Below are 25,107 nucleotides of genomic sequence, written 5' to 3'. Positions count from 1 at the left end.
GGTCGGGGGATCCGGAGCCGCGGCGACGAGGCGGACGCACCCGGTCTCGGGGGACCGGGTGCGCCGTCCCGCGACACGCGCTCCCCACACCGAACGACACACGACACCCCCACGCACCGGAAGCCGCACAGACGCACCCGCACACCGCAAGGCGTGCGGGGCGCGTTCCTGCGCGCCGGACGGCGTGTGGGGGACAGACCTGCGTGCCCGGCCGGGGGGCCGGGGACGCGGGGCGCTCCGAGGCGGCACGGACGGGCCTGCGCCCGTCCCGCCGCGGCGGGGTGCTCCAGGGGGCGCGGCGACGGGTGGGGAGTCCCGGAGCCGCGCGGCGCGACGGTCCTGCGGTACGACCCCACGTTCCGAGGACGGTCCTGCCGAAGCCTTCACCTCGGGAGACGCCCGGCACGGGCGCTCCCAGGGACGCCCGCGCGACGGTCCTCCCGGAGAACGCCCCGCCAGGGCCGTTCCCACGGGACGACGTCAGGCGCGGGCCCTCCCAGGGACGCCCCGTGAGGGGCCGTCCCGGCGGGACCCCGAGCGAGGCACATCCCGGAGAACGCCCCCAGGGCGTTCCCGCGGGACGTCCTCGCGCACGACGGCGGTCCCCGGTCCGGCTCCCCTCGCCGGGCCGTCAGAGGTAGAAGCCGGTCGCGGTGCCGGGGGCATCCGGGCCGTCGGCGGGGCGCGGCTCTCCCTTGCGGAGAGCCGCCAGCTCCGCCAGCGTCGCCCCGTCCGGGCCGATCGACCTGCGGGCCGCGTCGTCGGCCTCGTCGCCGAGCCAGGCGACCGACTCCGCGCGTCCGAGCCGTCCGACCTCGATCTGGGCCAGGCAGCGCCCCGGGCGGACGACCGCCGGGTGCAGCTGCGCCAGGTCCTCGTTCGTGGTGATCGCGACCAGCACGTCCCGGCCCTGCCCGAGCATCCCGTCGGTCAGGTTCAGCAGCCGGGACAGGCCCTGCCCGGCCGACTGCTTGGCCTCACCGCGGATCAGCTCGTCGCAGTCCTCCAGGATGAGCAGCCGCCAGTCGCGCTCCTCGTCGTCCTCCTCGCCCATCGTCGCCTGGAACAGGTAACTGGGTGAGGAGAACAGCACCTCCGGGTCGAGGACGCAGTCCGACCGGCACCACTCCTTCCACGAGCGCGCGAGCGCCCGCAGCGCCGTGGTCTTGCCGGTGCCCGGCGGACCGTGCAGCAGCAGGATCCGGCCGTCCACCTCGCCCGGCGTGAGCGCCATGACCCGGTCGAGCGCCGTCGCCACGCCCGCGTTGTAGTTGCGGCGGACGTCGATCCACGGATCGGCCGTGATCGACCGTTCGGTGCGCTGCGGACCGTGCCTGCCGTGGTGCCAGAACCCCATCTCCACGTGCGTCTCGGCCGGCTTCGGCGGCTCCGTCGCGTCCCGGACGGTCTCGTCCAGGACGGACGCGGCGAGCTCGTCGTCCACCGCCGACACCGCGACGTACGCGGTGCCGTGCGAATAGCGGTTCACCAGCAGCGTCCAGCCCTCGCCCACGGCGAGCACGGACTTCTTGTCCTTCTCGTGCGCCACCCGCAGCAGCCGCGCCCCCTCCGGCAGCAGCGGCGCGTCCTTGCGGACGTCGTCCAGCCGCGTCGACCGCGACCAGGGCTGCTCCCCGGACGCGAACGGACGCAGGGACAGCACGTCCATCACGTCCGCGGGCGAGTTGCCGTCGTTGAGGTTGAGCACCACGGGCAGCGTGAGATCGTCACCGGAGGCCGTGGCGACCTCCGGAGCCTCGACCAGATGCAGGAACTCTCCGTGCCCCTCTCGTGATGCCGTCATGTCCTCGATGATCGGTAGCCGGAGCCGTCCGCGTCCAGTGGTTTACTTCTCTTCCGTTTCGTCCGACTTGACAGCCGGCGCGGAGTCGGTGCCTGCCGCGGACGCGGAGTCGGTACCCGCCGCGGACGCGGAGTCGGTGGCCGCGTCCTTCGGGGGCTCGGTGGGCTCGGTGGTGGGCTTGGGGGACTCGGCGGCGGGCTTCTCAGTGGCCGCCTTCTCAGCGGCGGCCTTCTCGGCGGCGGCGCGGGCCTCGCGGCGGGCGCGGCGCTCCTCGGCCTCCTGGGCGTCCAGCGCCTCGGCCTCCTCGGGGGTGGGCGCGGATCCGCCCAGGTAGGCGGGCTGCCACCAGGTCTCGGAGCCGGACGGGATGTCGGGGTACTCGCGCTGCGCCTTCTCCAGCAGCTCGGAGATCCGGGCGCGCAGGTCCTTGGTGACCTGGTCGTAGTCGTCGCCGCGCTTGGGGTACATCGGCTCGCCGATGAGGATGGTGACCGGGACGTTCCGCTGGAACAGGCGCTTCTTGCGGCCCTTGGTCCACATCCGCTGCGGGCCCCAGATCGCGATCGGGATCAGCGGGACCTTGCCGGCGACGGCCATCCGGACGGCGCCGCTCTTGATCTCCTTGACGGTGAACGAGCGGCTGATCGTGGCCTCGGCGAAGACGCCGACGATCTCGCCGCCCTTGAGCGCGGTGAGGGCCGCCTTGAAGGAAGCGGCGCCCGCGTCCCGGTCGACCGGGATGTGGTGCATGCCGCGCATCAGCGGACCGCCGATCTTGTGATCGAAGATCTCGCTTTTCGCCATAAAGCGGGCAAGTCGCCCAGCGGGGTGGACGGCGAGCCCGGCGAAGATGAAGTCGAGGTAGCTGATGTGGTTGCTGACCAGAACCGCGCCCCCGGTGGGCGGGATGTGCTCGGTCCCCTCAAGGCGGATCTTCAGGTTCAGGGCCCTGAACAGGCCGAGCGCCGCCTTGATCACCGGTGGGTACACGTATTCCGACATGCCTGCAACCTACCTTGCCCCGCACCTCCGCCCAGCAAGATCACGGGCGGTCGTGCCGGATGGATCGCGCGGGAGGGGCCGACTCTGAGAAGCTGTGTGGGACAGCGGTGGGCTCCGGTGAAGGGGGGTTGCGCGATGGATCCGGAGATGACCGGCGGTGGCCGGGCGGGCGCTCCGCGCGACGCGGCCTCCGACGTGCACGCCCTGATCCGCGATCTGCTCCCCGTCCTGGCGCCGAGCGCCTGGCTGGACGCCGCGACCTCCGAGATGGTCCTCACGATCGGCCACTCCCAGGCCCGCGCCTCCACCGCGACCGTCCTGGAGCGCTGCGCCGACCAGCCCCGCACCCGCTGGCCCAGCCTCGTGGACGAGTGGGTCCGCGAGGTCGGCGACCGCGCCTTCCGCGCCGTCGGCGAGATGGAGCTGTTCGGCGACGTCCGCGAGCTGCTGCGGCTGCGCATCGTCCCCAAGCTCGCGCCCCGCGACCGGGAGGGCCTCGTCGTCGTCCCGGCGGGCGACCACTTCGACGCCGTCGTCGTGATCGACCACCCGCGCTACGGCGGCCCGCTCACCCGCGACCGCGCCGGGCTGCTCGGCCTGCGCCGCCTCGGCTACGTGATGACCAACACCCACGACCGGGAGCTGGCCGACGTCGAGGTCCGCGACCAGCCGCTGCTCCCCGGACGCGACGTCCGCGTCGTCACCAAGCCCGGCAGCCGCTACGTCTCGGCCCTGCTGTCGGAGGTCCACCAGTTCCTGCCGTCCCCGAACGAGCACGGGGCCCTGGTCGGCGTCCCCAGCCACAACACCCTGCTGATCTACCCGATCGCCACCCGTGCCGTCGCGGACGTCCTCCCCGTCTTCGCCGACGTCGTCGCCGAGATGCACGCGGCCGCCGACGACCCCTGCGCGCCGGGCGTGTACTGGTCCCACGGCGAGCGGCGGCTGACGCCCGTCCTCCCGACCCCCGGCGGCCCGGCCAACAGCGAGTTCACCGACCTCCTCCAGACCCTGCCCGAGGAGTAGGCGAGCCGTGCCCCCGGGCGCCCGTCCGGGCGCCGGAAGCACGGCTCGTGGCGTTCAGGGGGTCAGGGGATCTTCCAGTCGACGGGCGACGCGCCCTGCTCGGCGAGCAGCTGGTTGGCCTTGCTGAAGGGACGGGATCCGAAGAACCCGCGGTCGGCCGACATGGGGGACGGGTGGGCCGACTCGATGCACGGGACGCCGCCGAGGAGGGGACGCAGGTTGCGGGCGTCCCGGCCCCAGAGGATCGCGACGAGCGGACGGCCCCGGGCGGCGAGGGCGCGGATGGCCTGCTCGGTGACCTCCTCCCAGCCCTTGCCCCGGTGCGAGGCGGGCTTGCCGGGCATCACGGTGAGGGCCCGGTTGAGGAGCAGGACGCCCTGCTGCGTCCAGGGGGTCAGGTCGCCGTTGGACGGCTGCGGCAGGCCGAGGTCGTTGCCCAGCTCGCGGTAGATGTTGATCAGCGAGCCGGGCAGTGGGCGGACGTCCGGGGCGACCGAGAAGGACAGGCCGACCGGGTGGCCGGGGGTCGGGTACGGGTCCTGCCCGACGATCAGCACCCGGACCTCGGCGAACGGCTGCTGGAAGGCGCGCAGGATGTGGGGGCCGGCGGGGAGGTAGCGGCGTCCCGCCGCGACCTCGGTGCGCAGGAACTCGCCCATGGCGGCGATCTGGGGGGCGACGGGCGCGAGGGCGTCGGCCCAGCCCGCCTCGACGGTCTCCGCGAGTGGTCGTGCGGTCATGGCGCACCAGCTTAGCCAGGGTGGGAATCTGACCACATGCGGACGGTAGAAACAGGTAATTTTCCAACTGTCCACGCGAAGGCGCCCAAGTTAAGCGGGTGAAACGTCCCGTTAAGTCGGCGTTACTTCCTGACATCCCGCATTGACCTACCGTGGCGTACCGCATAACTCCTTGAGGCAGGGCATCGCCCCGACGACGCCCACCACGACGCCCACCACGGCGGACCGACCACCTCCAGCAGGGCCCGGCGCACGATCCAGCGACGAGAGCGGGACACCAGCAGATGACGCAGCTGACCACCCTGGACGCCACCTTCCTCCACGCCGAGAGCGGCGGCACACACGCCCACATCGCGGGGCTCGGCATCCTCGATCCGGGGGCGCTGCCGGGCGGCCGGGTCACGGTGGCCGCCGCCGTGGAGCTCATCCGCGAGCGCGCGCACCTCGCGGCCCGGCCCCTCCGGCAGCGGCTCGCCGCCGTCCCCTTCGGCCTCGACCACCCCTACTGGGAGGACGACCCCGGCTTCGACCCCGCGCGGCACGTCTCGGAGATGACGCTGCCCGCCCCCGGCACCGCCGCGCAACTCGCCGAGGCCATCGCGGAGCTGCACGCGCGGCCGCTCGAACGGGGCCGTCCACTGTGGGAACTGGTGCTGGTCCAGGGCCTGGAGGGCGGCCGGGCCGCCGTGTACGTCAAGGCGCACCACGCCGCGGTCGACGGCGTGCTGGCCGCCGAGACGCTCGCCGCGCTGCTCGACCTGTCGCCCCAGCCGCGCGAGCTGCCCGCCGACGACGCCGCCCCGCTGCGGGCCCCGAGCCCGTTCTCGCGGGTCGGCACGGGCCTGCTGAGGACCGCGGCGCACCCGTTCCGCGCCGCGCTGTCGGTGGCGCGCACGGCCCCGCACCTGGACGAGGTGCCGGGCGTGGCGGCGCTGCCCGGCGTCGCGCGGGTCTCCCACGCCGTCCAGGGCGCGCTCGGCATGGAGCCGGTGCCGGAGGCCCCGCGGGTCAGCGCGCCGCCGACGCCGTTCAACGGCCCGGTCGGGCCGCACCGCGCGGTCGCGTTCGCCGACCTGCCGCTGGCGGAGGTCAAGCGGGTCCGGACGGCGCTCGGCGGCAGCGTCAACGACGTGGTGATGGCGGTCTGCGCGTCCGCGCTGCGGACCTGGCTGGACAAGCGCGGCGCGCTCCCGGACGGCCCGCTCGTCGCCGGCGTCCCGGTGTCGCTGCGCCCCACGGGCGCCGGCGGGGCCGGGAGCGAGGCGGGGAACCAGGTGTCGCTGATGTCGGCGCCGCTCGCCGTGCACGTCCCCGACCCGGCCGACCGGTACGCGGCCGTCCGGGACGACATGGAGCGGGCCAAGCGGCGGTTCGTCGGATCGTCCGGGGCGTGGGTGCGGGACCTCACCGGGCTGGTGCCCGCGCCGCTCGCCGGGCCCGTCGCGCGGCTCGCGCTGAGCGTGCTGCCGGGGCTGCCGGTCCGTCCGCTGAACCTCATCGTGTCGAACGTCCCGGGCCCGCAGTTCCCGCTGTACCTGTGCGGCGCGCGGGTCCTCGCGTACTACCCGCTCTCGGTGGTCAGCGGCGTCAGCGGCGGCCTGAACATCACGGTGTTCTCCTACGACGGGACCGTCCACGTCGGCCTGGTGACCTGCCGCGACCTCGTCCCGGACCCGGACGAGCTGGTCGACCACCTCGCCGACGCGCTGAACGAGCTCACGGCGCTCGCCGGGGAGTGATCCCCAGGGCGCGCCGGTGCCGCCACGCCAGTCGCAGGGCGGCGGCGCCGGCGGGCTGCGCCGGCTCGGGCACGGACCCGTCGAAGTCCGCGAGCCGGACGCGTCCCTCCTCGTTCTCCCGGACGAGCCGCTCGCCGAACAGCGCGTCGAACGCCTCGTCCTCGAACACGACGACGGTCAGCAGGTCGAGGGCCAGCGTCAGCGGGTCGGCGCCGAGCCCGAGATGGTAGGCGCGCAGGGAGCCGTCGCGCAGCGCCCCGGTCATCCGCCGGTGGAACGGCCATGCCTCCTGGTCGAAGTCGTCCGGGTACTCCTCGGACGCGCCGAGCAGCTCCTCCGAGTACTCGCGGACCATCGTGAACCACGGGTCGAGCTCGGCGGCGCGTCCGGTCAGCGGCTGGAACAGCCCGACCGGCATCACGTGGTGCAGCCCGCCCGCGTGCGCGACCATCGCCGGGTCCCGCCAGTGCAGGACGTACCGTCCGGACGTCGTGACCGTCAGCGTCGTGATCGCGAGCAGCGACGGACGCCGCGTCAGGTCGGTCGGGTCGCCGACCGCCGTCCGCACCGGAAGCCCGGGGACGTCCGCGACCAGCTCGTGCGCGACGGCCTCGCCCACGTTCACGCCGTCGAAGTAGTGGGCGGGGCCGAAGGTCAGCGTCAGGTCGTCCACGGCGAGGAGCCGGTAGGACGACCTGTCCTCGAAGACGCGCGGGCGCGCGAGGGCCGCCATGGCGTCCGCGTAACTGGTGAAGCCCTCTGGAAGGCCCGCCATGGGCGATGTGACGGCGGGAGGATCCGGGAGGGGCACCCAGTGCGTCCGGACGTCCGCCAGGGGCGCCGGGGCGTCTGGGATCCACTCGGGACGTGTCAGCAGGGTCGTGTCCTCGACGCGCGGGACGTCCGGGTACAGCGCCGCCGCGGCGAGCCCGAATCCGTACCGGTCATCGTTCAGGCGTGCCCGCGTCTGCTCCCACATGTCCCTCACGCTACATAAGTGAGCTTCAGCAGCAGGCTTCCGCGATGCTCCCCGGGCGGACGTCAGGTGAGGGCGGCGCGCAACGCGTCGAGCGTCGCGGCGTCCAGTCCCATGCCGTCCCGGAGGAAGTCGTCGAACGAGCCGAACAGGGCGTCCGCCTCGTTGAACGCGGCCTCCAGGTAGGCGGGCCGCTGCTCCAGCAGCGGGCGCAGCAGCTCCGGCTCGGCCATCTGGCCCATCTCGCCGATCGCCTCGAGGATCTTCCCGGTGGTGCGCCGCAGGTAGTGGTTGGAGCGGAGGAAGTCGTCCATGATCGTGGCACGCTCCACGCCGACCGCGGCCAGCAGGACGGCGGCCAGCCAGCCGGTGCGGTCCTTGCCCGCCGTGCAGTGGAACAGCAGCGGCCCCGACCCGGCGTCCGCGACGAGCCGGACCGCGTCGGCGAACCGGCCGCGCTCCGCCTCGTCCCGGACGAACGTCCGGTTGATGTCGATCATGAGGCCCTCGAGCCGGCCGTCCCCGAACGCCTCGCGCTGCCGGACGGCGTCGCCGCTGCCGATCACGTCGTAGAACACGCTCAGGTTGCCGCCGCCGACGGGGAGGTGGACGGTCCGCACGCCGTCCGGGAGCCGGTCGCGGCCGTTGGTGTCGACCTCCATGGGGGTCCGGAAGTCGATGACCGTCCGGACCCCGAACTCCGCCAGCCGCCGCACGTCGGCGTCGCTCAGCCGGGTCAGCGCGTCCGCGCGCAGGACCCGGCCGGACGCCGTCGCGCCGCCCCCGGGCAGGGGATGCCCGCCCAGGTCGCGCACGTTGTCGGCGCCGTCGAACGGGAGGTGGCCGTGAGAGTCCTCGAGCAGCATGACCTCATCGTCCCGGACGCCGGACAAAAGGGACCAACTGGGGTCAGTTGGACCGCAGTTCGAGCGTGCAGCACTTCGGCCCGCCGCCCGCCTTGCGCAGCTCCGCCAGGTCCACCGGGACCGGCTCGAAGCCGTGCTCGGCCAGTGTCTTGACCAGCCCGGTGGCCTCCGCGTTCACCACCACGTTCCGGCCGTCGCTCACCGCGTTCAGGCCGAGGACCGCCGCGTCCTCCTCGGTCGCGATCACCGCGTCCGGGAACAGCCGCTCCAGCACCGCGCGGCTGCCCGGCGAGAACGCCCCCGGGAAGTACGCGACGTTCTCGCCGTCCAGCGGGAACAGTGCCGTGTCCAGGTGGTAGAAGCGCGGGTCCACCAGCCGCAGCGTCACCACGGGACGGCCCAGGAACTCCTGCGCCTCCTGGTGCGCCGCCAGGTCCGTCCGGAACCCCGTCCCGGCCAGGATCAGCCGGTCCATCGTGAGGAAGTCGCCCTCGCCCTCGTTGGTGTGCTCGGGGTCGCGGACGTCCGGGAACCCGTTCGCGCGCAGCCAGTCGCTGTACGCGGGGCCCTCGGCCGCCCGCTCCTCGAAGGTGAACCGGGCGCCGTACGCCCGCCCGCCCACCACCAGCGCGCCGTTGGCCGCGAACACCATGTCGGGCATGCCGGGCAGCGGGTCGATCAGGCTCACCTCATGCCCGAGCGCCAGGTACGTCGAGCGCAGCTCCTCCCACTGCGCCACGGCGAGCTCCGCGCTCGCCCCGGCCGACGGGTCCATCCACGGGTTGATCGCATAGGTGACCGCGAAGTGTTCCGGACGGCACATCAGGTAGTGCCGCCGGAGCGCCGTCCGCTCCGGGATCGCCGGTGCGGCGGACGGCTGCTGGGTGGGGGTGACGGTCATGACACGCGCTCCTGCTCAGTCCACGGGCCTCAGATGATCGAAAGCCTAGGAACGCCGCGCCCCACACCCAACCCCACGAAATTGCGCTGACCAGGAGTTTCGTTGCGTCTACCCCGCCCACCCCGGCGATTCGTTGCGCCACCCCACCAGCCCGGCACTCCGGGCGCAAAGCGCCCTCCGCGCCGGGCGCGCGCCCACCACTCGCGTGCGCCGGCCCGCCCCCGCGGGCGTGGCGCTGTGGTGCGCAGGCGTCGGGAGGCTCTGCGGCAGTGGATCGCCTGCCGTTCGTGGAGGGAAAACGCACGCGGCCGTCCCCGCGGGGCGGGGACGGCCGGTGTGAGCGCCGTGGTGGTGCCGGGTCGCTAGAGGTTGATCATGTGGCCGGCGAGGCCGTGGACGGCCTCCTTGACGGCCTCGCCCAGGGTCGGGTGGGCGTGGATGTTGCGGGCGACCTCGTGGACGGTGAGGTCCCACTGCTGGGCCAGGGTGAGCTCCGGCAGGAGCTCGGTGACCTCGGGGCCGATCAGGTGGCCGCCGAGGAGCTCGCCGTACTTGGCGTCCGAGACCAGCTTGACGAAGCCGACGTCCTCGCCCATGCCGAGGGCCTTGCCGTTGGCGCTGTACGGGAACTTGGCGACCTGCACGTCGTAGCCGAGGTCGCGGGCCTGCTGCTCGGTGTAGCCGAAGGACGCGACCTGCGGCTGGCAGTAGGTGGCGCGCGGGACCATGACGAAGTCGATCTCCATGGTCTCGGCGTCCGCGATGGTCTCGGCGGCGACGATGCCCATGGCCTCGGCGGCGTGCGCGAGCATCAGCTTGGCGGTGACGTCGCCGATCGCGTAGATGTGCGGGACGGACGTGCGGCAGCGGCCGTCCACGTCGATCGCGCCGCGCTCGGTCAGCTGGACGCCGGCCTTGTCGAGGCCGTAGCCCTCGACGTTCGGGGCGAAGCCGATGGCCTGGAGGACCTTGTCGGTCTCCAGGACCTTCTGGGCGCCGTCCTTGCCGGTGATCGTGACCTTGACCTTCGCGCCGGAGTCGTCGATCGCGTCGACCCGGGTGGAGGTGAGGACCTCGATGCCGAGCTTCTTGTAGCGGCGGTTGAGCTCCTTGGAGACGTCGGCGTCCTCGTTCGGGACCATCCGGTCGAGGAACTCGACGATCGTGACCTTGACGCCGTAGTTGTGCAGGACGTAGGCGAACTCGACGCCGATGGCGCCCGCGCCCGCGATCACGATGCTCTCGGGCAGCTCGGAGGAGAGGATCTGCTCCTCGAACGTCACCACGCGCTCGGACAGCTTGGTGCCCGGCAGCAGGCGGGTGTGCGCGCCCGCCGCGATGATGCAGTTGTCGAAGGTCACGGTCTCGGACGAGCCGTCCTTCTTGGCGACCTGAAGGGTGTTCGGGTCGGTGAACGTGCCACGGCCGTCGAAGGTCGTGATCTTGTTCTTCTTCATCAGGAACTGGACGCCCTTGACGAGCTTCTCCGAGACCTGACGGCTGCGCTGGTAGGCCACCCCGTAGTCGAACGACACCGGGCCCTCGGCCTTGATCCCGTACTTCTCCTGCTCGGTGGTGAAGATGTGGGCCAGCTCGGCGTTGCGCAGCAGGGCCTTCGAGGGGATGCAGCCGACGTTGAGGCAGACACCGCCCCAGTACCGCTCCTCGATGATGGCCGTCTTCAGGCCCAGCTGGGCCGCGCGGATCGCGGCCACATAGCCACCCGGGCCCGCGCCCAGGACCACGACGTCAAAGTGTTCGCTCATTCCTCCGACGATATTGCGCGCGGAGCAGTGCTCGCATCTTATGCGCCGTCACCGGGGAGGCGTTCGTCACACTGTGTCAGGGTCGGCCCTGGTTGCGGGACGGTAACGTTCAATGGACGCCCGTCCCCGTCACACCTCCGGAGGAGTAGTCCAAGGTGCGGATCCCCAAGCCTGTCAACGCGGCCCTCGACTGGGCGGAGCTGCATTTCGGCGCGCTCGCGGCGGTGGTGGCGCTCGTCGTCGCGGCCGGGGCGGCGCTCGCTCTGCCGCGCCTGGTGGGCCTGCCGCTGGCGGGGTTCGTCCTCGGCACGGCCATCGGCGGTTTCCTGGTCTACGCGCGGATGTCCAGGCGACTCGCGCGGGCGCGCAAGGAGAACGACGACCTCCTGCGGGAGAACGGCGCGATGCGGCACCGCAACACGGTCCTGTCCAGCGGCGTGATCACCCGCCAGTCGCAGACGACGCAGGCGCTCCTGATGATCCCGGACGACGAGGACCTCGACGGTGGCGGGAGCGGCGGCACGAACCGCACGCAGAGCACCGTCCAGCTCCCCGAACTTCCTGACGGGTTGTAAGCCCCTTCCCGCCCCACGGCGACCCGATGATCACGCAGAGTGATCGTCGGGTGATCGACTTCTTCCAGGCCCGGGCGCCGTCGCGCGCTCCCGGCGCCCGGGCCGCGCGCGCCCGGGCGCGCGCCCGGGTAAGGGTCACCTAAAGGATCCACCTTCTGTGACACAAGGTGAGGTAATACTTCCGTTGTGTCAGTGTGATTACGCTGGGTAGTGTCACTGCTGCACGCGGTCCATCCTCCGGCAACGTGTCGGTCAGGCAAGGCCGTGCGCGAGAGCACGCCATTCGGCGGCCGACACACGAACCGGAACGGTGGTGTCCAGCGTGACCGAACAGCAGACCGACCAACAGCAGCGGAGTCTGGGGACGGCGGCGGCGCGGAACCTCGCGACGACGACCAAGTCCGTGCCCCAGATGCAGGGCATCTCCTCGCGCTGGCTGCTCAAGCTGCTCCCGTGGGTGCAGTGCGGGGGCGGTGCGTACCGGGTCAACCGGCGGCTGGCCTACACCGTCGGGGACGGCCGGGTCGAGTTCATCCAGACCGGCGCGAACGTCCAGGTGATCCCCCTCGAGCTCGGCGAGCTGCCGGTGCTGCGCGGCTACGAGGACGAGGACGTCCTCGGCGACCTCGCGGGCCGGTTCGAGCAGCGCGAGTACGAGCCGGGCGACGTGATCGTGGCCGCCGGGCAGCCCGTCGACACGGTGGTGCTCGTCGCGCACGGCAAGCTGGAGAAGGTCGGCGAGGGCGAGTACGGCGGGGAGGCCGTGCTCGGCACCCTCGCGGACGGCTCGTTCTTCGGCGCCGACGCCCTGCACGGCGAGGCGCACGACTGGGCGTACTCGGTCCGGGCCGTCACGGCCGCGACCGTCCTGACCCTCGCGGCGTCCCGGTTCCGCGAGCTGGCCGACCGCGCGGAGAGCCTGCGCGAGCACGTCACCGCGTTCCGGGACCGTCCGGAGAGGGCGGCCAGCGCCGAGGGCGAGGCCGAGATCGCGCTCGCGGCGGGCCACGACGGCGAGCCCGTCCTGCCCGGCACGTTCGTCGACTACGAGCCCGAGCCGCGCGAGTACGAGCTGAGCGTCGCGCAGACCGTCCTGCGCGTCCACACGCGCGTGGCCGACCTGTACAGCCAGCCCATGGACCAGGTCGAGCAGCAGTTGCGGCTGACCGTCGAGGCGCTGCGCGAGCGGCAGGAGCACGAGCTGGTCAACAACCGCGACTTCGGCCTGCTGAACAACGCCGACCTGCGGCAGCGCGTGCACACCCGGTCCGGCCCGCCCACCCCGGACGACATGGACGAGCTCCTCACCCTGGTGTGGAAGGAGCCCGCGTTCTTCCTCGCGCACCCGCGCGCCATCGCCGCGTTCGGCCGCGAGTGCAGCCGGCAGGGCGTCTACCCCGAGCCCGTCGAGGTCCAGGGCCACCACCTCCCGGCCTGGCGCGGCGTGCCGATCTACCCGTGCAACAAGATCCCGGTCAGCAGGACCCGGACGAGCTCGATCATGCTCATGCGGACCGGCGAGTCCGCGCAGGGCGTCGTCGGCCTGCACCGCACCGGCCTCCAGGACGAGGTCCAGCCCGGCCTGTCGGTCCGCTTCATGCAGATCGACGAGCAGGCGATCATGTCCTACCTGGTCAGCGCCTACTACTCCGCCGCCGTGCTGGTTCCGGACGCGCTCGCCGTGCTGGAGAGCGTGGAGATCGGGGTGGCGCAGTGACCACTCCCGCCAACGGGAACGGCGACGGGGCCGGGAACGGCTCCGGCAGCGGCTCCGGCAATGGGGGCCACCAGCTGAGCCTGTCGACCAGGGCAGCGCGGAACCTGGCGACGACCACCAAGTCCGCGCCCATGATGCAGGGCATCACGCCGCGCTACCTGCTGCGGCTGCTGCCCTGGGTGGAGGTCGCGGGCGGCACCTACCGGGTGAACCGCCGCCTCGCGCACACCGTCGGGGACGGGATCGTCGAGTTCGTCAACACCGGCGCGGCGATCAGCGTGATCCCGGCCGAGCTGGCCGAGCTGCCGCAGCTCGCCGGGGTCGACGAGCCGCTGCTGCAGGACGCCGCCGGACGGTTCGTCCAGCGCGAGTACGAGCCGGGCGACGTGATCGTCCAGCCCGGCGGGCCGGTCGACCGGGTGCTGCTGGTCGCGCACGGGAAGGTCGAGCAGGTCGGGCGGGGCGAGTACGGCGCGGAGGTCGTGCTGGACCTGCTCGCCGACGGACGCTACTTCGGCGCCTCGGCGCTGCTGCCCGCGCCGGGCGAGTGGGAGCACGCCTACCGGGCGGTCACCCCGACGACCGTCCTGGTCCTGTCGAACGAGCAGATCGGCGAGCTGCTCGGCCGCTATCCGGAGCTGCGCGAGCGGCTGGCGACGTACGCCGACCGGCCGCTCCCCGCGACCAACGCCAAGGGCGAGGCCGAGATCGCGCTGGCGTCCGGGCACGACGGCGAGCCCGTCCTGCCCGGGACGTTCGCCGACTACGAGCCGGCCCCGCGCCAGTACGAGCTGAGCGTCGCGCAGACGCTGCTGCGCGTCCACACCCGCGTCGCCGACCTGTACAGCGACCCGATGGACCAGGTCGAGCAGCAGATGCGGCTGACCGTCGAGGCGCTGCGTGAGAAGGAGGAGGACGAGCTGATCAACAACCGCGACTTCGGGCTGCTGCACAACGCGGATCTGAAGCAGCGGATCCAGACCCGGTCCGGGCCGCCGACGCCCGAGGCGATGGACGACCTCCTGAGCCGCCGCCGCGGGACCAGGTTCTACCTGGCGCACCCGCGCACGATCGCCGCGTTCGGCCGCGAGTGCACCCGGCAGGGCGTCTACTCGGGGACGGTCGAGCGGTTCGGCCGGCGGATGACGGCCTGGCGCGGCGTGCCGATCTTCCCCTGCGACAAGATCCGGGTCAGCGACTCCGGCACCAGCGCGGTGCTGGCGATGCGGATCGGCGAGGACGACCAGGGCGTGATCGGCCTGCACCGCACGGGCCTGGCCGACGAGCTCCAGCCCGGCCTGTCGGCCCGGTTCACCGGCATCGACGACAAGGCGATCATGTCCTACCTGGTCTCGGCCTACTTCTCCGCGGCCGTCCTCGTGCCGGACGCGCTCGGTGTTCTGGAGAACGTCGAAGTCAACCGATGACCGCTCTTCCCCTTTCCCCCGCATCCTCCCCCCTCATCCTCACCAGGAGGCCGTAGTGCCCCGCCGACGCACCGCGCCGACGCGCGCCGCAGCGACCGTGCCAGCGGTCCCGTCCGCGACCGAGGCGACATCGAGCCCCGCCCCGCCCGCCGCCCGGCGGCCGCCCGGCCCGGCCGACCCTTCGGCGCCGTCCGGATCGTCGTCGGCGGGGCGGACGCTCACCTGGGCCCGGGACCTGATCGACCCCGGGTTGCGGGAGGCCGTCCGGACCATGCCGGACTCGATGGCCCGGATCGCGGCGTACCACTTCGGCTGGGAGGACGCCGAGGGCGAGCCGGCCCGCGCGGACGGGGGAAAGGTGCTGCGGCCCGCGCTCACGCTGCTGTGCGCGGAGGCGGTGGGCGGCACGGCGCAGGCCGCGCTGCCCGCCGCCGTCGCGGTGGAGCTGGTCCACAACTTCTCGCTCCTGCACGACGACGTGATGGACGGCGACCTCACCCGGCGGCACCGGCCGACCGCGTGGAACGTGTTCGGCGCGGGCGCGGCGATCCTCGCCGGGGACGCGCTGCTCGCCCGCGCGCTCGAACTGCTCGCCGGGCCGGGGGAGGGCGTCGCCGTGCTGTCCCGCGCGGTGCTGGAACTGGTCGAGGGGCAGTCGAGCGACATGTCGTTCGAGCGCCGGTCGGACGTGGGCCTGGCCGAGTGCGTCCAGATGGCCGACCGGAAGACGGGCGCGCTGATCGGGGCGTCCTGCGGGCTGGGCGCGCTCGTCGGCGGCGGGTCGGCGGAGCGGGCCGCCCGGCTCACCGCGTTCGGGCACCGCCTCGGGCTGGCCTTCCAGCTCGTGGACGACCTGCTCGGCATCTGGGGGGACCCGGCCACCACCGGCAAGGCGGCGCACTCCGACCTGCGCAGCCGCAAGAAGTCCCTGCCGGTGGTCGCGGCCCTGACGTCGGGCACGGCGGCGGGAGGCGAGCTCGCCGCCCTCTACCACCAGGACCGTCCGCTCGGGGACGCCGAACGCGTCCGCGCGGCGGAGCTCGTCGAGGCCGCGGGCGGGCGCGAGTGGGCGCGCGCCCGCGCCGCCGAACTGGTGGACGAGGCCCTCGCGGAGCTCGACGCGTCCCGTCCGGTGGGCGCCGCCGCCGACCACCTCCGCGACCTCGCCGGCCTGGTCACCACGCGGGACCACTGATCACCTACTGAGACCACCTGACGAGCCCGGCGCCGCGGCACGCCATGCCGCGGCGCCGGGTCTTTCTTCAGCCCTTCGGCCCTTCAGCCTTTCGGCCAGGTGGAGAGCAGCTGGTGGAGGGCCTCCAGGGCCTTCTCCCAGGACGCCTGCACGCTGCGCGGATGCCCGAACGCGCCGTTCGCCTCCAGGGAGATGAACCCGTGGAAGGTGCTGCGCAGCAGCCGGACGGCGTCGGTGAGGTCGGGGTCGGGCAGGTCGTAGGCGCGCATCATCGCGGCCGTGACCTCGACGCCCCGCGATCCCTTCGCTGGATCCTTCGGCGGGTCGTCCGCCTTGTCCTTCGCGATGTTCGGATCGACGGGGATCTGCATGGCGGCGTAGCGGCCGGGATGGTCGCGGGCGTAGTCGCGGTAGGCGTCGGCGAACGCGACCAGGGCGTCGCGTCCGGCGCGTCCGGCGACGGCGTCGGCGATCCGCTCGGCCTGCTCGTCGCCCGCCTGGAGCGCGACGCGGCGGCGCAGGTCGGCGAGGCTCCGGATGTGCGAGTAGAGGCTCGCGTCCCGGACGTCGAACCGGCGCGCGAGCGCCGAGACCGTCACGTTCTCGATGCCCCGCTCGTCGGCCATCTCCGCCGCCGCCTGGACGATCTTGTCGACGGTCAGCCCCGCTCGGGCCATGCGTCCCCCTTGCGAATCGTGGTCGGGCGGCTCTGGTCGGTCGGTGGGAGTGGTCAGGCGCTGCGGGCGTAGCGGGCGGGCGGGACGCCGACCGTCGCGGTGAAGTCGCGGACCAGGTGGGCCTGGTCGAAGTAGCCGAGGTCCGCGGCGAGCGCGGCCCAGTCGACGGCGTCGCCCGCGTCCGCGCGGGTCGCGGCCTCGTGGAGCCGGGCGCGGCGCATCACCCACTTGGGGCTCACGCCGACGTACTCGGCGAACAGCCGCTGGAGCGTGCGGGTCGAGACGCCCAGGACCCCGGCGGCCTGGTCGACGCGGAACAGGTCCGGCCGCGCGATGAGCCGGTCGACCATCCCGGCGACCTCGTCCGCCACCGGGTCGGGCTCGGGCAGGCGGTCGAGCAGGAACCTCTCGGCCGGGACGGCGAGATCGGCGGTCTCCCGGTGCGCGAGGACGTCCCGTCCGGCTTCGGCGACCTCGGGGCCGAAGATCTCGGCGGCCGGGACGACGCGGTCGGCGAGCGCGCTCACCGGGCCGTCCAGGAAGGGACGGAAGCAGCCGGGACGGAACTTCACGCCGAGCACCTGCCCCTCGCCCTCGAGCCGCCGCACGAACAGGTCGCGGACGACCCCGTAGACCAGGGGCTCCGGCTCCTCGAACACCAGGTGGACGCTCGGGTAGGACAGGACCTTGCTGTCCTGCGGCTCGTCCACCCGCCAGCGCACGTGCCAGTACAGCTCGACGAACCGGGCGGCCTCGCCGGACGGGGCGTGCCGCCCGGTCACGACGGCCTCCACCTGCCGTCCCGGGTACAGGACGCCGCGCGCCACGCCCTCGCTGGGGGCCTCGCTGTCGCAGGGTGCCGCGTTCTCCACGGACACCACCCTAGCTGGCGCGAATCTCCAAGAACCGGGAGGTGGCGGGCCCTTAGCGTGGTCGTCATGAAGGACCTGCACTCTCACATGAAGGAATGCGCCGCCGAGGCCGCGCGCGTGGCCCGGGGCGTCCGGGCGGACCGCTGGGACACCACGACGACCTGCGCCGACTTCGACCTGCGGACGCTGGTGAACCACTGGGTCCTGTACACCTCGCACGGCCTGGAGCACCGCGCGCGGCGTGAGGCCCTGCCGGACGAGCTGACCGAGCGCGACTTCACCGCCGACCCGGACTGGGCCGTCGCGTACGCCGCGCAGCTCGACCGGGCCGTCGCCGCCTGGGCCGACCCGGCGGTGTGGGAGGGGGACATCGACCTCGGGGAGATGTCCGTCCCGGCGAAGGACATCGCGGGCATGGTGATCAAGGAGATGGCCGTGCACGGCTGGGACGTCGCGGCGTCCACGGGGCAGGAGTTCGCGATCTCGGACGAGGCCGCCGCGTTCGTCCTGACGGTGGTCGAGGAGAACGCCGAGATCTACCGGCAGTACGACGGGTTCGCCGACCCGGTGGAGATCGACCCGGCGGCGCCGGTGTTCGCGCGGGCGCTGGCCCTGTCGGGCCGCGACCCGGACTGGACCCGCTGACCCCGGCCGGCCCCGGCCGATCCTGAACGGAACACCGGCACGGCGGTCGGGCCGTGCCGGTGTTCTGGCGTTTTCGCTCATATGTTCGATTAGAGTGCTCGGTGTGACGACCGAGCACGTGCCCTTCCTGTGCCCGCGCGGGCACCGCCTGGGGCCCGGCCGCGTGATCGTCGGCTGGTCCCCGTGCGGCTGCCCGCCGTGCCTGGAACGGGGCCGGGGCCTGCGCGGCCACCGCACCTACCTGTGCCTGGCCTGCAAGGACGAGCACGTGACCACCATGTGCTACCTCCCGCCCCACCTCCCCGGCGCGGACGCCGCGCACCGCTGGCCCTGAGCCGTGCGGTGCGCGGCGTCCCCGCTGAGTTCCTGCGCTGTCTTCCCGCGCCGTGTGCCCACGCAGAGTTCCCGCGCCGTGTTCCGGCGCGGCTCACTCGGTGCGCAGCGCGGTGGACGTGCGGGTCCGGGCGGCCCATCCGGCGGGCAGCAGCGCGCCCGCGACCGCGATGAGCACGCCGCCGAGCAGCAGGGCGCCCAGTAGCGGCAGGTGGAAGACGGCCGTGTCGGCGGCCGGGATGCCGGTCCCGGCGGCCTTCCCCATCAGCGGCAGGACGGCCGCGTGCAGCGCCATGCCGATCGGGATCCCCGCCGCCGCGAAGCACACCCCGACCGCCCCGACCGTCGTGACGATCATGGCGACGACCTCCCGCGGCGCCATCCCGAGCGCCTTCATGATGCCGAGGTCGCGCACCCGCTCGCGGGTGTCCAGCACGACGGTGTTGAGCACGCCGAGCCCGGCCACCGTGACGAGCAGCAGCGTCATCGTCCCGGCGAGGGCGTCCATGGCGACGACGGTGGTGCTCAGGTGCGGGCCGTCGTTCGGCCGGGCGGACGCGCCGATCTTCGCCAGCGCGGTGTTCAGCGCGGTGGCGTAGGACTGCGTGTCGGTGCCGTGCCTCGGGTCGATCTGGAACTCGGTCATCCCCGTGTCGAAGCGCACGCCGAGGGCGGCGACGGACGCCGCGTCGGTCATCACGTCCATGCCGTCGTTGCGCGTCGAGAGGACCTCGCCGACGATCCGGACCCCGGCCGTCCGTCCCGCGTTGGTCAGCGTGAGGGTGTCGCCGACCCGCGTGCCGGTCGCCTTCAGCAGCCCGGACGGCACGACCGCCTCGCCCGCGCCGTGGAACCAGCGTCCGGAGACCATCTGGAGGGCGCCCCACGACGCGTCCCCGGTGTAGGCGACGAGCGGGACGGCCGTGGTCAGACCGGAGAGGCCGATCCGCGTGTCGGACGTGCTGAAGTACCGGCCGGTGCCCGGCTGCGCCTCGATGAGCCGGGCGACCGCGTCCCGGTCGGCGGGCTTCCGCGGCCCCCCGCCCAGCGCCGTGGTCCGGTGCGGGTGCGGCTTCGCGGACGCGGGCCCCTGCGACGCGGTCGAGTCCTGTGTGGGGCCCGGGGCCGGTGGGGCGGGCGGTGCGCCGCCCGGGCCGTCCATCGCGACGGTGTGGGCGATGACGGCTCCGGGCTCGTTCCGGTCGATGCCGTTCTGGATGCCGTTCAGCGACAGTGCGAGACCGACGCCGAACGCGACCGACGCCGTGCCGAGCATCAGCGCCAGGCCCATCGCCACCGACCGCGCCGGACGGGCGAACGGCGCGGCGAGCCCGAGCGCCAGCGGGCGCGACAGCGGCAGCCCGCCGAGGACGCGGCGGACCGCCCGTCCCCGGCCGGGACGCGGCGCGCGGCCGACCGCGATCGCCTCGGCCGCGCGGAGCCGTCCGGCGCGGAGCGCGGGCACCAGCGCCGTGAGCGCGACCGCGGCGAGCGCGAGGACGGGCACCGCGACGTCGATCCACGGCGCGACCGTCGTCTGCGCCCCGGCCTGGTAGGCGGTGGCCTCCTGGCGCAGCGTCGGGATCGCCAGCAGGTTCCCGAACACGACGCCGAGCCCCGTCCCGATCGCCGCGGGGATCAGCGCCTTCCCCACGTACCCGGTGACGACCTGCGCGGGCGTGAAGCCGAGCGACTTCAGCACGCCGATCCGGTGCGTCGCGGCGGCGACGGCCGCGTTCACCACGACGCCGATCGTCAGCACCGACATCACGAGCGCGAGGATCCCGAACGCCACGATGAACGGCACGAACGTCGCGGTCTCCCGCTGCGCGGCGTGCCGGATCGACAGGTAGGAGCCCGTGCCCGTCAGCGCGCCGCGCGGCGCGGCCGCGGCGACGGCGGCCTTGCCCGCCGACACCTGCGCGTCGGTCGCCGCGTGCTTGAACCGGTAGAGCATCTGGTACTCGGGGGTGCGCGAGGTCAGGGACGGAACCTCCGCGGGCGCGACCCACGCGTCGGCGCTGCGTCCGATCGAGCGGGCGCGTCCGACGACGGTGAGCGTCGGACGGCCCGGCACCTGCGTGAACGCGACCTTGTGGCCGACGGGGACCGGCGCGCCGTCGAAGTCGAGGACGATCTCGCCCGGCGCCGTCGCCCACCGGCCCTGGACGAGGTCGACGTCGTCCACGGGGCCGTCCGGCCGGGGGCGTCCGGCGATGGTCATCGGGGGAGCGAGCGGCGCGGCCGGGTCGGGGTCGGCGTCCTCGACGAAGGACGGGCGGAGCGTCAGCACCGCGAACGGCCCGGCGGCCGCCGTCACCCCGGACGCGCGGACGGTCGCGGCGAGTTGGTCCGGCGTGGCGCGGTTCCCGTCGAACCGGGCGGTCAGCTGCGCGCCGTGCTGCCTGGCGAAGGCGTGGTCGAACGGCCCCTGCGACGCGGTGATCAGCCCCATCGCCAGGACGGACGCGGTCACCGCCAGCATCGTCGTCAGCGTCAGCACCAGCGTCTGCACCCGCTTGCGCGCCACGCCCGAGCGGACGATCCCGCCGAGCGCGCTCACCGGCTCACCATCCGCGTGATGCGGCCGTCGGCCAGCTCGATCGTCCGGGTCGCGCACGCGTCGGCGAGCGCGGTGTCGTGCGTGACCAGCAGCATCGTCTGGCCCTCGGCGTTCAGCGTGGTCAGCAGGTCCCGGACGTCGGCGGCGGACGCCGTGTCGAGCGCGCCGGTCGGCTCGTCCGCGAGCAGCAGCGGCGGCCGGTTCATCAGGGCGCGGGCGACCGCGACGCGCTGCCGCTCGCCGCCCGACAGCCGTCCGGGGAACACCTTGGCATGCCGGAAGATCCCGAGCTTGCCGAGCAGTTCCTCGGCGCGGTCGCGGGCCTCGCGGCGCGGCACCCGGGACAGCTGCGCGGGCAGCAGGACGTTGTCGATGACGGTCAGATCGTCCAGGAGGTTGAAGAACTGGAACACCATCCCGACCCGCGCCCGCCGGTACCTGGCGAGGGCGGTCTCGGACAGGTCGTCCACCCGCGTCCCGGCGACCGTGACCGTTCCGTCGGTCGGGCGGTCGAGGCCCGCGACCAGGTTGAGCAGCGTCGACTTCCCGCTGCCGGACGCGCCGAGCACGGCCAGCGCCTCGCCCTGCTCCACGGTCAGCGTCAGGTCCGACAGGGCCGGCCTGCCGTCGTCATAGGACTTCGTCACCGCGCGGATCTCGATCACGGCGTCTCCTCATCGTCTTCGGGGGGTCGGCCTCGACGGTAGGAAGAGGGACGCGGGTCGCGCGTCGCCCGCGCTGATGGAATCGGGTCGGCCGCGCGGACGACTCCCGCGGCGGGTCATCCGCGCGATGTACGCCTCGCGGCGGTCCGCGGGGGTCGCCGGGAGGATGTGCCGTGAACTGGCGGCTTGTCATAGTTGTCCGGTGAGCAGAACCGTCCTGACCGACCGCCGGGCCGCGCTCTGGTACGCCGTCTCGCGGGTGACCCCGGACCCGCCGTCACGCACGTCCCGCTGGGCCGTCGTGGCGGACGTGGTGCTCGCCGTCATCCTGGCGGCGGGACTGCTGAGCGTCACGCTGGACGCGTCCAGCGGCGACGGCCCGGGGAACGTTCCCGTGCCCCCCGCCCCGCCCGAGGGGGACGGGGTGGGCGGCGTCCCCGCCGCCCAGGTGCCCCCGCCGATCCCGCGCGGCGCGCACCTGCTGGAGCTGTCGCACACCTCGCTCTCCGGGACCTCGCTGTGGTGGCACTACGCGCTGGCCTTCCTGATCGCCCTGCCGCTCGCCGTCCGCCGCCGCTACCCCCTCGCCGCGCTCGGGGCCGTGTCGGTGGGGGCCCTGCTCTACCACCTGCGCGTGGACCTGGACCCCACGTACACCTTCGCGGCCCTCGTCATCGCCGGTTACAGCGCCGTCGTCTACAGCCCGCACCAGAGGCCCGCGATCGCGACGGCCGGCCTCGACCTCCTGCTGCTCGTCGTGTTCCGGCATGAGCTGCTGCCGCAGATGAGCCCGGGGCTGCTCGGGTTCCTCCTGCTGACCCCGGTCGGCCTCGCCGCCAACGCCGTCCACACCTGGCAGCAGCGCGTCCGCGAGGTCGAGGCGCGGCAGGAGGCGGCCACCCGCCGGGCCGTCGAGCGCGAACGCTCGCGCATCGCCCAGGAACTCCACGACGTCGTGACCCACAATGTGAGCGTGATGGTGGTTCAGGCGGGCGCGGCCCGCATGGTCCTGCGGGACGACCCGGACCGGGCGGAGACCGCCATGCGCGCCGTCGAGACCGGCGGGCGCGCCGCGATGACCGAGCTCCGGCACGTCATGAACCTGCTCACCATGGACGGCGAGCCCGAGGAGGCCGACCTCGCGCCGCGTCCCGGCCTCGCGCAGGTTCCGGCCCTCGCCGACCGCGTCCGCGCGACCGGCGTCCAGGTCGAGCTCGTCGTCACCGGCGCCCCGTCCGACCTGCCCGAGGGCAAGGACCTGGCCGCGTACCGGGTCGTCCAGGAGGCGCTCACCAACACCGTCAAGCACGCCGCCGGAGCGCGCGTCGGCATCGTCGTCGCGCACTCCCCGGACGGGCTGGCCATCGAGGTCACCGACACCGGCGGCAGCGCCACGTCCCACGCGGGGAACGGGCGCGGCCTCATCGGCCTGCGCGAACGCGTCGCCGTGTACGGCGGCGTCCTGGAGCACGGTCCCCGGGCCGTAGGCGGCTACCGCGTCCACGCGACCTTCCCGGCGGCCCGGTGACCGCGCCCGCAGGGCCCGAGGGCGCGCCCGGAGGGCCGGGGGCCGCGCCCCGCGTCGTGATCGCGGACGACCAGGCGCTCGTCCGCACCGGCTTCGGCATGATCCTCACCGCCGCGGGCATCGACGTGGTCGCCGAGGCCGAGGACGGGGCGCGCGCCCTCGAGGCCGTCCGCGCGCTGCGTCCCGACGTCGTCCTGATGGACATCCAGATGCCCGTCCTGGACGGCCTGACCGCCGCCCGCCGCGTCCTGGCCGCGGGCGACCCGCCCCGCGTGATCATGCTGACGACCTTCGACCTCGACCGCTACGTCTACGCCGCGCTCGCCGCCGGGGCCAGCGGCTTCCTCCTCAAGGACGTCTCGCCCGAGCACCTCGCCGCCGCCGTCCGGCTCGTCCGCACCGGCGACGCCCTGCTCGCGCCGACCATCACCCGCCGCCTGGTGGAACGCTTCGCGACCCGCGAGGACGCGTCCGCCCTGCACCGGGACCTGTCCCCGCTGACCGGCCGCGAACTCGAGGTCCTGCGCCTGCTCGCCCGCGGGCGCACCAACGCCGAACTCGCCGCCGACCTGCACCTGAGCGAGGCGACCGTGAAGACCCACGTCGCCCGCATCCTGTCCAAGCTCGACCTCCGCGACCGCGCCCAGGCGATCATCGTCGCCTACGAGACGGGCCTCATCACCCCAGGAAGCCCGTGATGTCCGAGTTCACCCGGATCAAGATCCGCGTCGGCGCCCTGGTCTTCCACGCGGACGAGGTCGCCCTCATCCACCGCGTCCGCCGGGCCGCGCCCCTCCACACCGTCCCCGGCGGCAACGTCGAACCCGCCGAGGACCTGCTCGCCGCGCTGCGCCGCGAACTCGCCGAGGAGCTGGCCCTCGACCTCGCCGACGCGACCCCGCCCCGGCTCCTCTGGACCGTCGACCAGATGGTCACCCGCCCGGGCCCGACCCCGTCGCCGCGCAAGCTCCACCTGGTCTACCGCGTCCACATCACCGGGGACGTCCGGCGGACGCTCGCGACCGAGGAGACCGACGACACGCCGGGCGGCCACGACGTCGGCCGGATCGTCTGGGTGCCCTACCGCGACACCGCGGGGCTCTCCCTGTACCCGCCGGTCGCCGCGCGGCTGGCCGCGCTGCCATCCCCGGACGCGCCCGTCACCGACGCCGCGGTCCCGCCCTTCAACGACACGAACTACTCGTGGCTGTGAGGACGGCGTCGATCGTCCGGCGGCACATGGCGGCGAAGGACGGATTCGTCTCGCGATAGTACGGAAGCCCGAGCAGCGCCATGGAGAGGGCCCAGCCGCGGCCGCGCAGCCAGGATGCGTCGTCGACGCCGAGCGCCTCGCGGAAGATGCCACGCTCGCCCGCGGGGAGCACGGCCCACGCAGGCATCAGGTCGCAGGACGGATCACCCAGCCCGGCGGTGCCGAAGTCGAGGACGCCGCCGAGCCGCCCGTTCCCCGCGACCAGCAGGTTGGCGGGGAGGAGGTCGGAGTGCGCCCACATCGGCGGCCCGTCCCAGGCGGGGGCGGCGACCGACTCGTCCCACAGGGCCGTCGCGCGCGCGGTGTCGAGGTCGGCTCCGAGACGCGTGATGGCCTCGCGGGTCGCGGCGTCCACGTCCGCCAGGTCACCGCCCCGGTAGGACGCCGGGCCGTCGCGGTAGGGGACGCCGCGGACGGCCCTGATGAATCCGGCCAGGTCGAGGGCGAGGCCGAGGGGCTGATCGGCTCCGGGAGCGGGGTGCGTTCCGTCCAGCCAGCGGTGCACCGACCAGGGCCAGGGGAACCCGGGGCCGGGTTCGCCGAGCGCGAGCGGTTCCGGGACGGGGACCGGCAGGTGCGGCGTGAGGAGGGGCAGCCATTCCCGCTCGTTGAGCAGGGCTTGCACGCCGCTCTCAACGCGGGGGAGACGGACGGACATGGTGTCGCCCAGCCGGAACAGGGCGTTCACCGTCCCCGGCGAGCTGACGCGGTCGATCGGCAGCTCGGCCCAGGCGGGGAACCGTTCGCGCAGGAGGCCGCGGACGAGTTCTTCGGTGATGGTCGCCTCGTCGGCGTGCATCCGGCTCATTCCCGGTAT

The 25,107-nt window shown here is 73.6% G+C and carries 23 protein-coding genes; 11 read left to right on the top strand and 12 right to left on the bottom strand.

Features of this window, described 5'->3' with window-relative positions; translation table 11 throughout:
- Window positions 1-631: 631 nt before the first annotated feature.
- Complete coding sequence (locus EBO15_RS06465) at window positions 632-1,804, bottom strand: DUF5925 domain-containing protein (RefSeq protein WP_122193374.1); 1,173 nt, start codon at window positions 1,802-1,804, stop codon at window positions 632-634.
- 42 nt (window positions 1,805-1,846) lie between these two features.
- A complete protein-coding gene (locus EBO15_RS06460; RefSeq protein ID WP_122193373.1) occupies window positions 1,847-2,806 on the bottom strand; it encodes a lysophospholipid acyltransferase family protein in 960 nt (319 codons plus the stop codon).
- A gap of 147 nt (window positions 2,807-2,953) precedes the next feature.
- On the opposite strand from EBO15_RS06460, the gene EBO15_RS06455 reads away from it, so the two are divergent.
- Window positions 2,954-3,832: a hypothetical protein gene (locus EBO15_RS06455; protein ID WP_122193460.1), complete on the top strand. Its 879-nt coding sequence runs from the start codon at window positions 2,954-2,956 to the stop codon at window positions 3,830-3,832.
- Window positions 3,833-3,894: 62 nt separating this feature from the next.
- Here EBO15_RS06455 and EBO15_RS06450 read toward each other — a convergent pair whose 3' ends face one another.
- Window positions 3,895-4,572: a uracil-DNA glycosylase gene (locus EBO15_RS06450; RefSeq protein WP_122193372.1), complete on the bottom strand. Its 678-nt coding sequence runs from the start codon at window positions 4,570-4,572 to the stop codon at window positions 3,895-3,897.
- Between the two features lie 284 nt (window positions 4,573-4,856).
- Here EBO15_RS06450 and EBO15_RS06445 point away from each other — a divergent pair, with 284 nt between their 5' ends.
- On the top strand, window positions 4,857-6,311 hold the full coding sequence (locus tag EBO15_RS06445) for a WS/DGAT/MGAT family O-acyltransferase (RefSeq protein ID WP_122193371.1): 1,455 nt from the start codon (window positions 4,857-4,859) through the stop codon (window positions 6,309-6,311).
- On the opposite strand, the gene EBO15_RS44060 is transcribed toward EBO15_RS06445, so the two are convergent.
- The 4 genes from EBO15_RS44060 to lpdA all read right to left on the bottom strand — a co-directional run bounded on the left by EBO15_RS44060 (window position 6,289) and on the right by lpdA (window position 10,820).
- Window positions 6,289-7,290 (bottom strand): transcriptional regulator, encoded by a 1,002-nt coding sequence (locus EBO15_RS44060; protein WP_158628143.1) that lies wholly within the window; start codon window positions 7,288-7,290, stop codon window positions 6,289-6,291. The two genes, EBO15_RS06445 and EBO15_RS44060, sit on opposite strands and share 23 nt — an antisense overlap.
- Window positions 7,291-7,352: 62 nt before the next feature.
- Entirely contained in the window at window positions 7,353-8,153 is an 801-nt protein-coding gene (locus EBO15_RS06435; RefSeq protein ID WP_122193370.1) for a tyrosine-protein phosphatase, read from the bottom strand.
- Window positions 8,154-8,196: 43 nt separating this feature from the next.
- The gene (gene ddaH, locus EBO15_RS06430) at window positions 8,197-9,054 is read right to left on the bottom strand and encodes a dimethylargininase (RefSeq protein ID WP_122193369.1); all 858 of its coding nucleotides are present in this window, start codon (window positions 9,052-9,054) and stop codon (window positions 8,197-8,199) included.
- Window positions 9,055-9,416: 362 nt separating this feature from the next.
- Complete coding sequence (gene lpdA, locus EBO15_RS06425) at window positions 9,417-10,820, bottom strand: dihydrolipoyl dehydrogenase (protein ID WP_122193368.1); 1,404 nt, start codon at window positions 10,818-10,820, stop codon at window positions 9,417-9,419.
- A gap of 155 nt (window positions 10,821-10,975) precedes the next feature.
- On the opposite strand from lpdA, the gene EBO15_RS06420 reads away from it, so the two are divergent.
- The 4 genes from EBO15_RS06420 to EBO15_RS06405 all read left to right on the top strand — a co-directional run bounded on the left by EBO15_RS06420 (window position 10,976) and on the right by EBO15_RS06405 (window position 15,734).
- Window positions 10,976-11,395 carry a hypothetical protein gene (locus tag EBO15_RS06420; RefSeq protein WP_122193367.1) on the top strand — a complete coding sequence of 140 codons (420 nt, stop codon included), beginning with the start codon at window positions 10,976-10,978 and terminating at the stop codon, window positions 11,393-11,395.
- 322 nt (window positions 11,396-11,717) lie between these two features.
- The gene (locus tag EBO15_RS06415) at window positions 11,718-13,112 is read left to right on the top strand and encodes a family 2B encapsulin nanocompartment shell protein (protein ID WP_233616015.1); all 1,395 of its coding nucleotides are present in this window, start codon (window positions 11,718-11,720) and stop codon (window positions 13,110-13,112) included.
- Between the two features lie 74 nt (window positions 13,113-13,186).
- Window positions 13,187-14,539 (top strand): family 2B encapsulin nanocompartment shell protein, encoded by a 1,353-nt coding sequence (locus EBO15_RS06410; protein WP_233616026.1) that lies wholly within the window; start codon window positions 13,187-13,189, stop codon window positions 14,537-14,539.
- A gap of 55 nt (window positions 14,540-14,594) precedes the next feature.
- Complete coding sequence (locus tag EBO15_RS06405; protein ID WP_267898386.1) at window positions 14,595-15,734, top strand: family 2 encapsulin nanocompartment cargo protein polyprenyl transferase; 1,140 nt, start codon at window positions 14,595-14,597, stop codon at window positions 15,732-15,734.
- An 83-nt stretch (window positions 15,735-15,817) separates the two neighbouring features.
- On the opposite strand, the gene EBO15_RS06400 is transcribed toward EBO15_RS06405, so the two are convergent.
- Both EBO15_RS06400 and EBO15_RS06395 read right to left on the bottom strand, forming a co-directional pair.
- Window positions 15,818-16,411, bottom strand: a complete 594-nt coding sequence (locus tag EBO15_RS06400) for a TetR/AcrR family transcriptional regulator (protein ID WP_122193366.1) — start codon at window positions 16,409-16,411, stop codon at window positions 15,818-15,820.
- 53 nt (window positions 16,412-16,464) lie between these two features.
- Window positions 16,465-17,283 carry a helix-turn-helix domain-containing protein gene (locus tag EBO15_RS06395; RefSeq protein ID WP_233616014.1) on the bottom strand — a complete coding sequence of 273 codons (819 nt, stop codon included), beginning with the start codon at window positions 17,281-17,283 and terminating at the stop codon, window positions 16,465-16,467.
- 66 nt (window positions 17,284-17,349) lie between these two features.
- Between EBO15_RS06395 and EBO15_RS06390 the strand changes: the two genes are divergently transcribed.
- Entirely contained in the window at window positions 17,350-17,928 is a 579-nt protein-coding gene (locus tag EBO15_RS06390; protein ID WP_122193455.1) for a TIGR03086 family metal-binding protein, read from the top strand.
- A gap of 103 nt (window positions 17,929-18,031) precedes the next feature.
- The gene (locus EBO15_RS06385) at window positions 18,032-18,262 is read left to right on the top strand and encodes a hypothetical protein (protein WP_147481394.1); all 231 of its coding nucleotides are present in this window, start codon (window positions 18,032-18,034) and stop codon (window positions 18,260-18,262) included.
- A gap of 93 nt (window positions 18,263-18,355) precedes the next feature.
- Here EBO15_RS06385 and EBO15_RS06380 read toward each other — a convergent pair whose 3' ends face one another.
- Window positions 18,356-20,824: an ABC transporter permease gene (locus EBO15_RS06380; protein ID WP_122193364.1), complete on the bottom strand. Its 2,469-nt coding sequence runs from the start codon at window positions 20,822-20,824 to the stop codon at window positions 18,356-18,358.
- Complete coding sequence (locus tag EBO15_RS06375) at window positions 20,821-21,489, bottom strand: ABC transporter ATP-binding protein (protein WP_122193363.1); 669 nt, start codon at window positions 21,487-21,489, stop codon at window positions 20,821-20,823. The genes EBO15_RS06380 and EBO15_RS06375 overlap by 4 nt, the downstream gene beginning before the upstream one ends.
- A gap of 202 nt (window positions 21,490-21,691) precedes the next feature.
- Between EBO15_RS06375 and EBO15_RS46735 the strand changes: the two genes are divergently transcribed.
- The 3 genes from EBO15_RS46735 to EBO15_RS06360 are packed head-to-tail and all read left to right on the top strand — an operon-like array spanning window position 21,692 to window position 24,230.
- Complete coding sequence (locus EBO15_RS46735) at window positions 21,692-23,017, top strand: sensor histidine kinase (RefSeq protein WP_267898385.1); 1,326 nt, start codon at window positions 21,692-21,694, stop codon at window positions 23,015-23,017.
- Window positions 23,014-23,715: a response regulator gene (locus tag EBO15_RS06365; RefSeq protein WP_267898384.1), complete on the top strand. Its 702-nt coding sequence runs from the start codon at window positions 23,014-23,016 to the stop codon at window positions 23,713-23,715. Before EBO15_RS46735 ends, EBO15_RS06365 begins: the two co-directional genes overlap by 4 nt.
- Complete coding sequence (locus EBO15_RS06360) at window positions 23,715-24,230, top strand: NUDIX hydrolase (RefSeq protein WP_122193362.1); 516 nt, start codon at window positions 23,715-23,717, stop codon at window positions 24,228-24,230. The genes EBO15_RS06365 and EBO15_RS06360 overlap by 1 nt, the downstream gene beginning before the upstream one ends.
- Here the strand turns inward: EBO15_RS06360 and EBO15_RS06355 are convergent.
- Window positions 24,202-25,098: an aminoglycoside phosphotransferase family protein gene (locus tag EBO15_RS06355; RefSeq protein WP_199744360.1), complete on the bottom strand. Its 897-nt coding sequence runs from the start codon at window positions 25,096-25,098 to the stop codon at window positions 24,202-24,204. The genes EBO15_RS06360 and EBO15_RS06355 overlap by 29 nt on opposite strands.
- Between the last annotated feature and the right edge of the window lie 9 nt (window positions 25,099-25,107).

Source organism: Actinomadura harenae (assembly GCF_003696215.1).
Lineage (GTDB): Bacteria > Actinomycetota > Actinomycetes > Streptosporangiales > Streptosporangiaceae > Spirillospora > Spirillospora harenae.
This window is presented reverse-complemented; position numbering and strand designations above follow the sequence as displayed.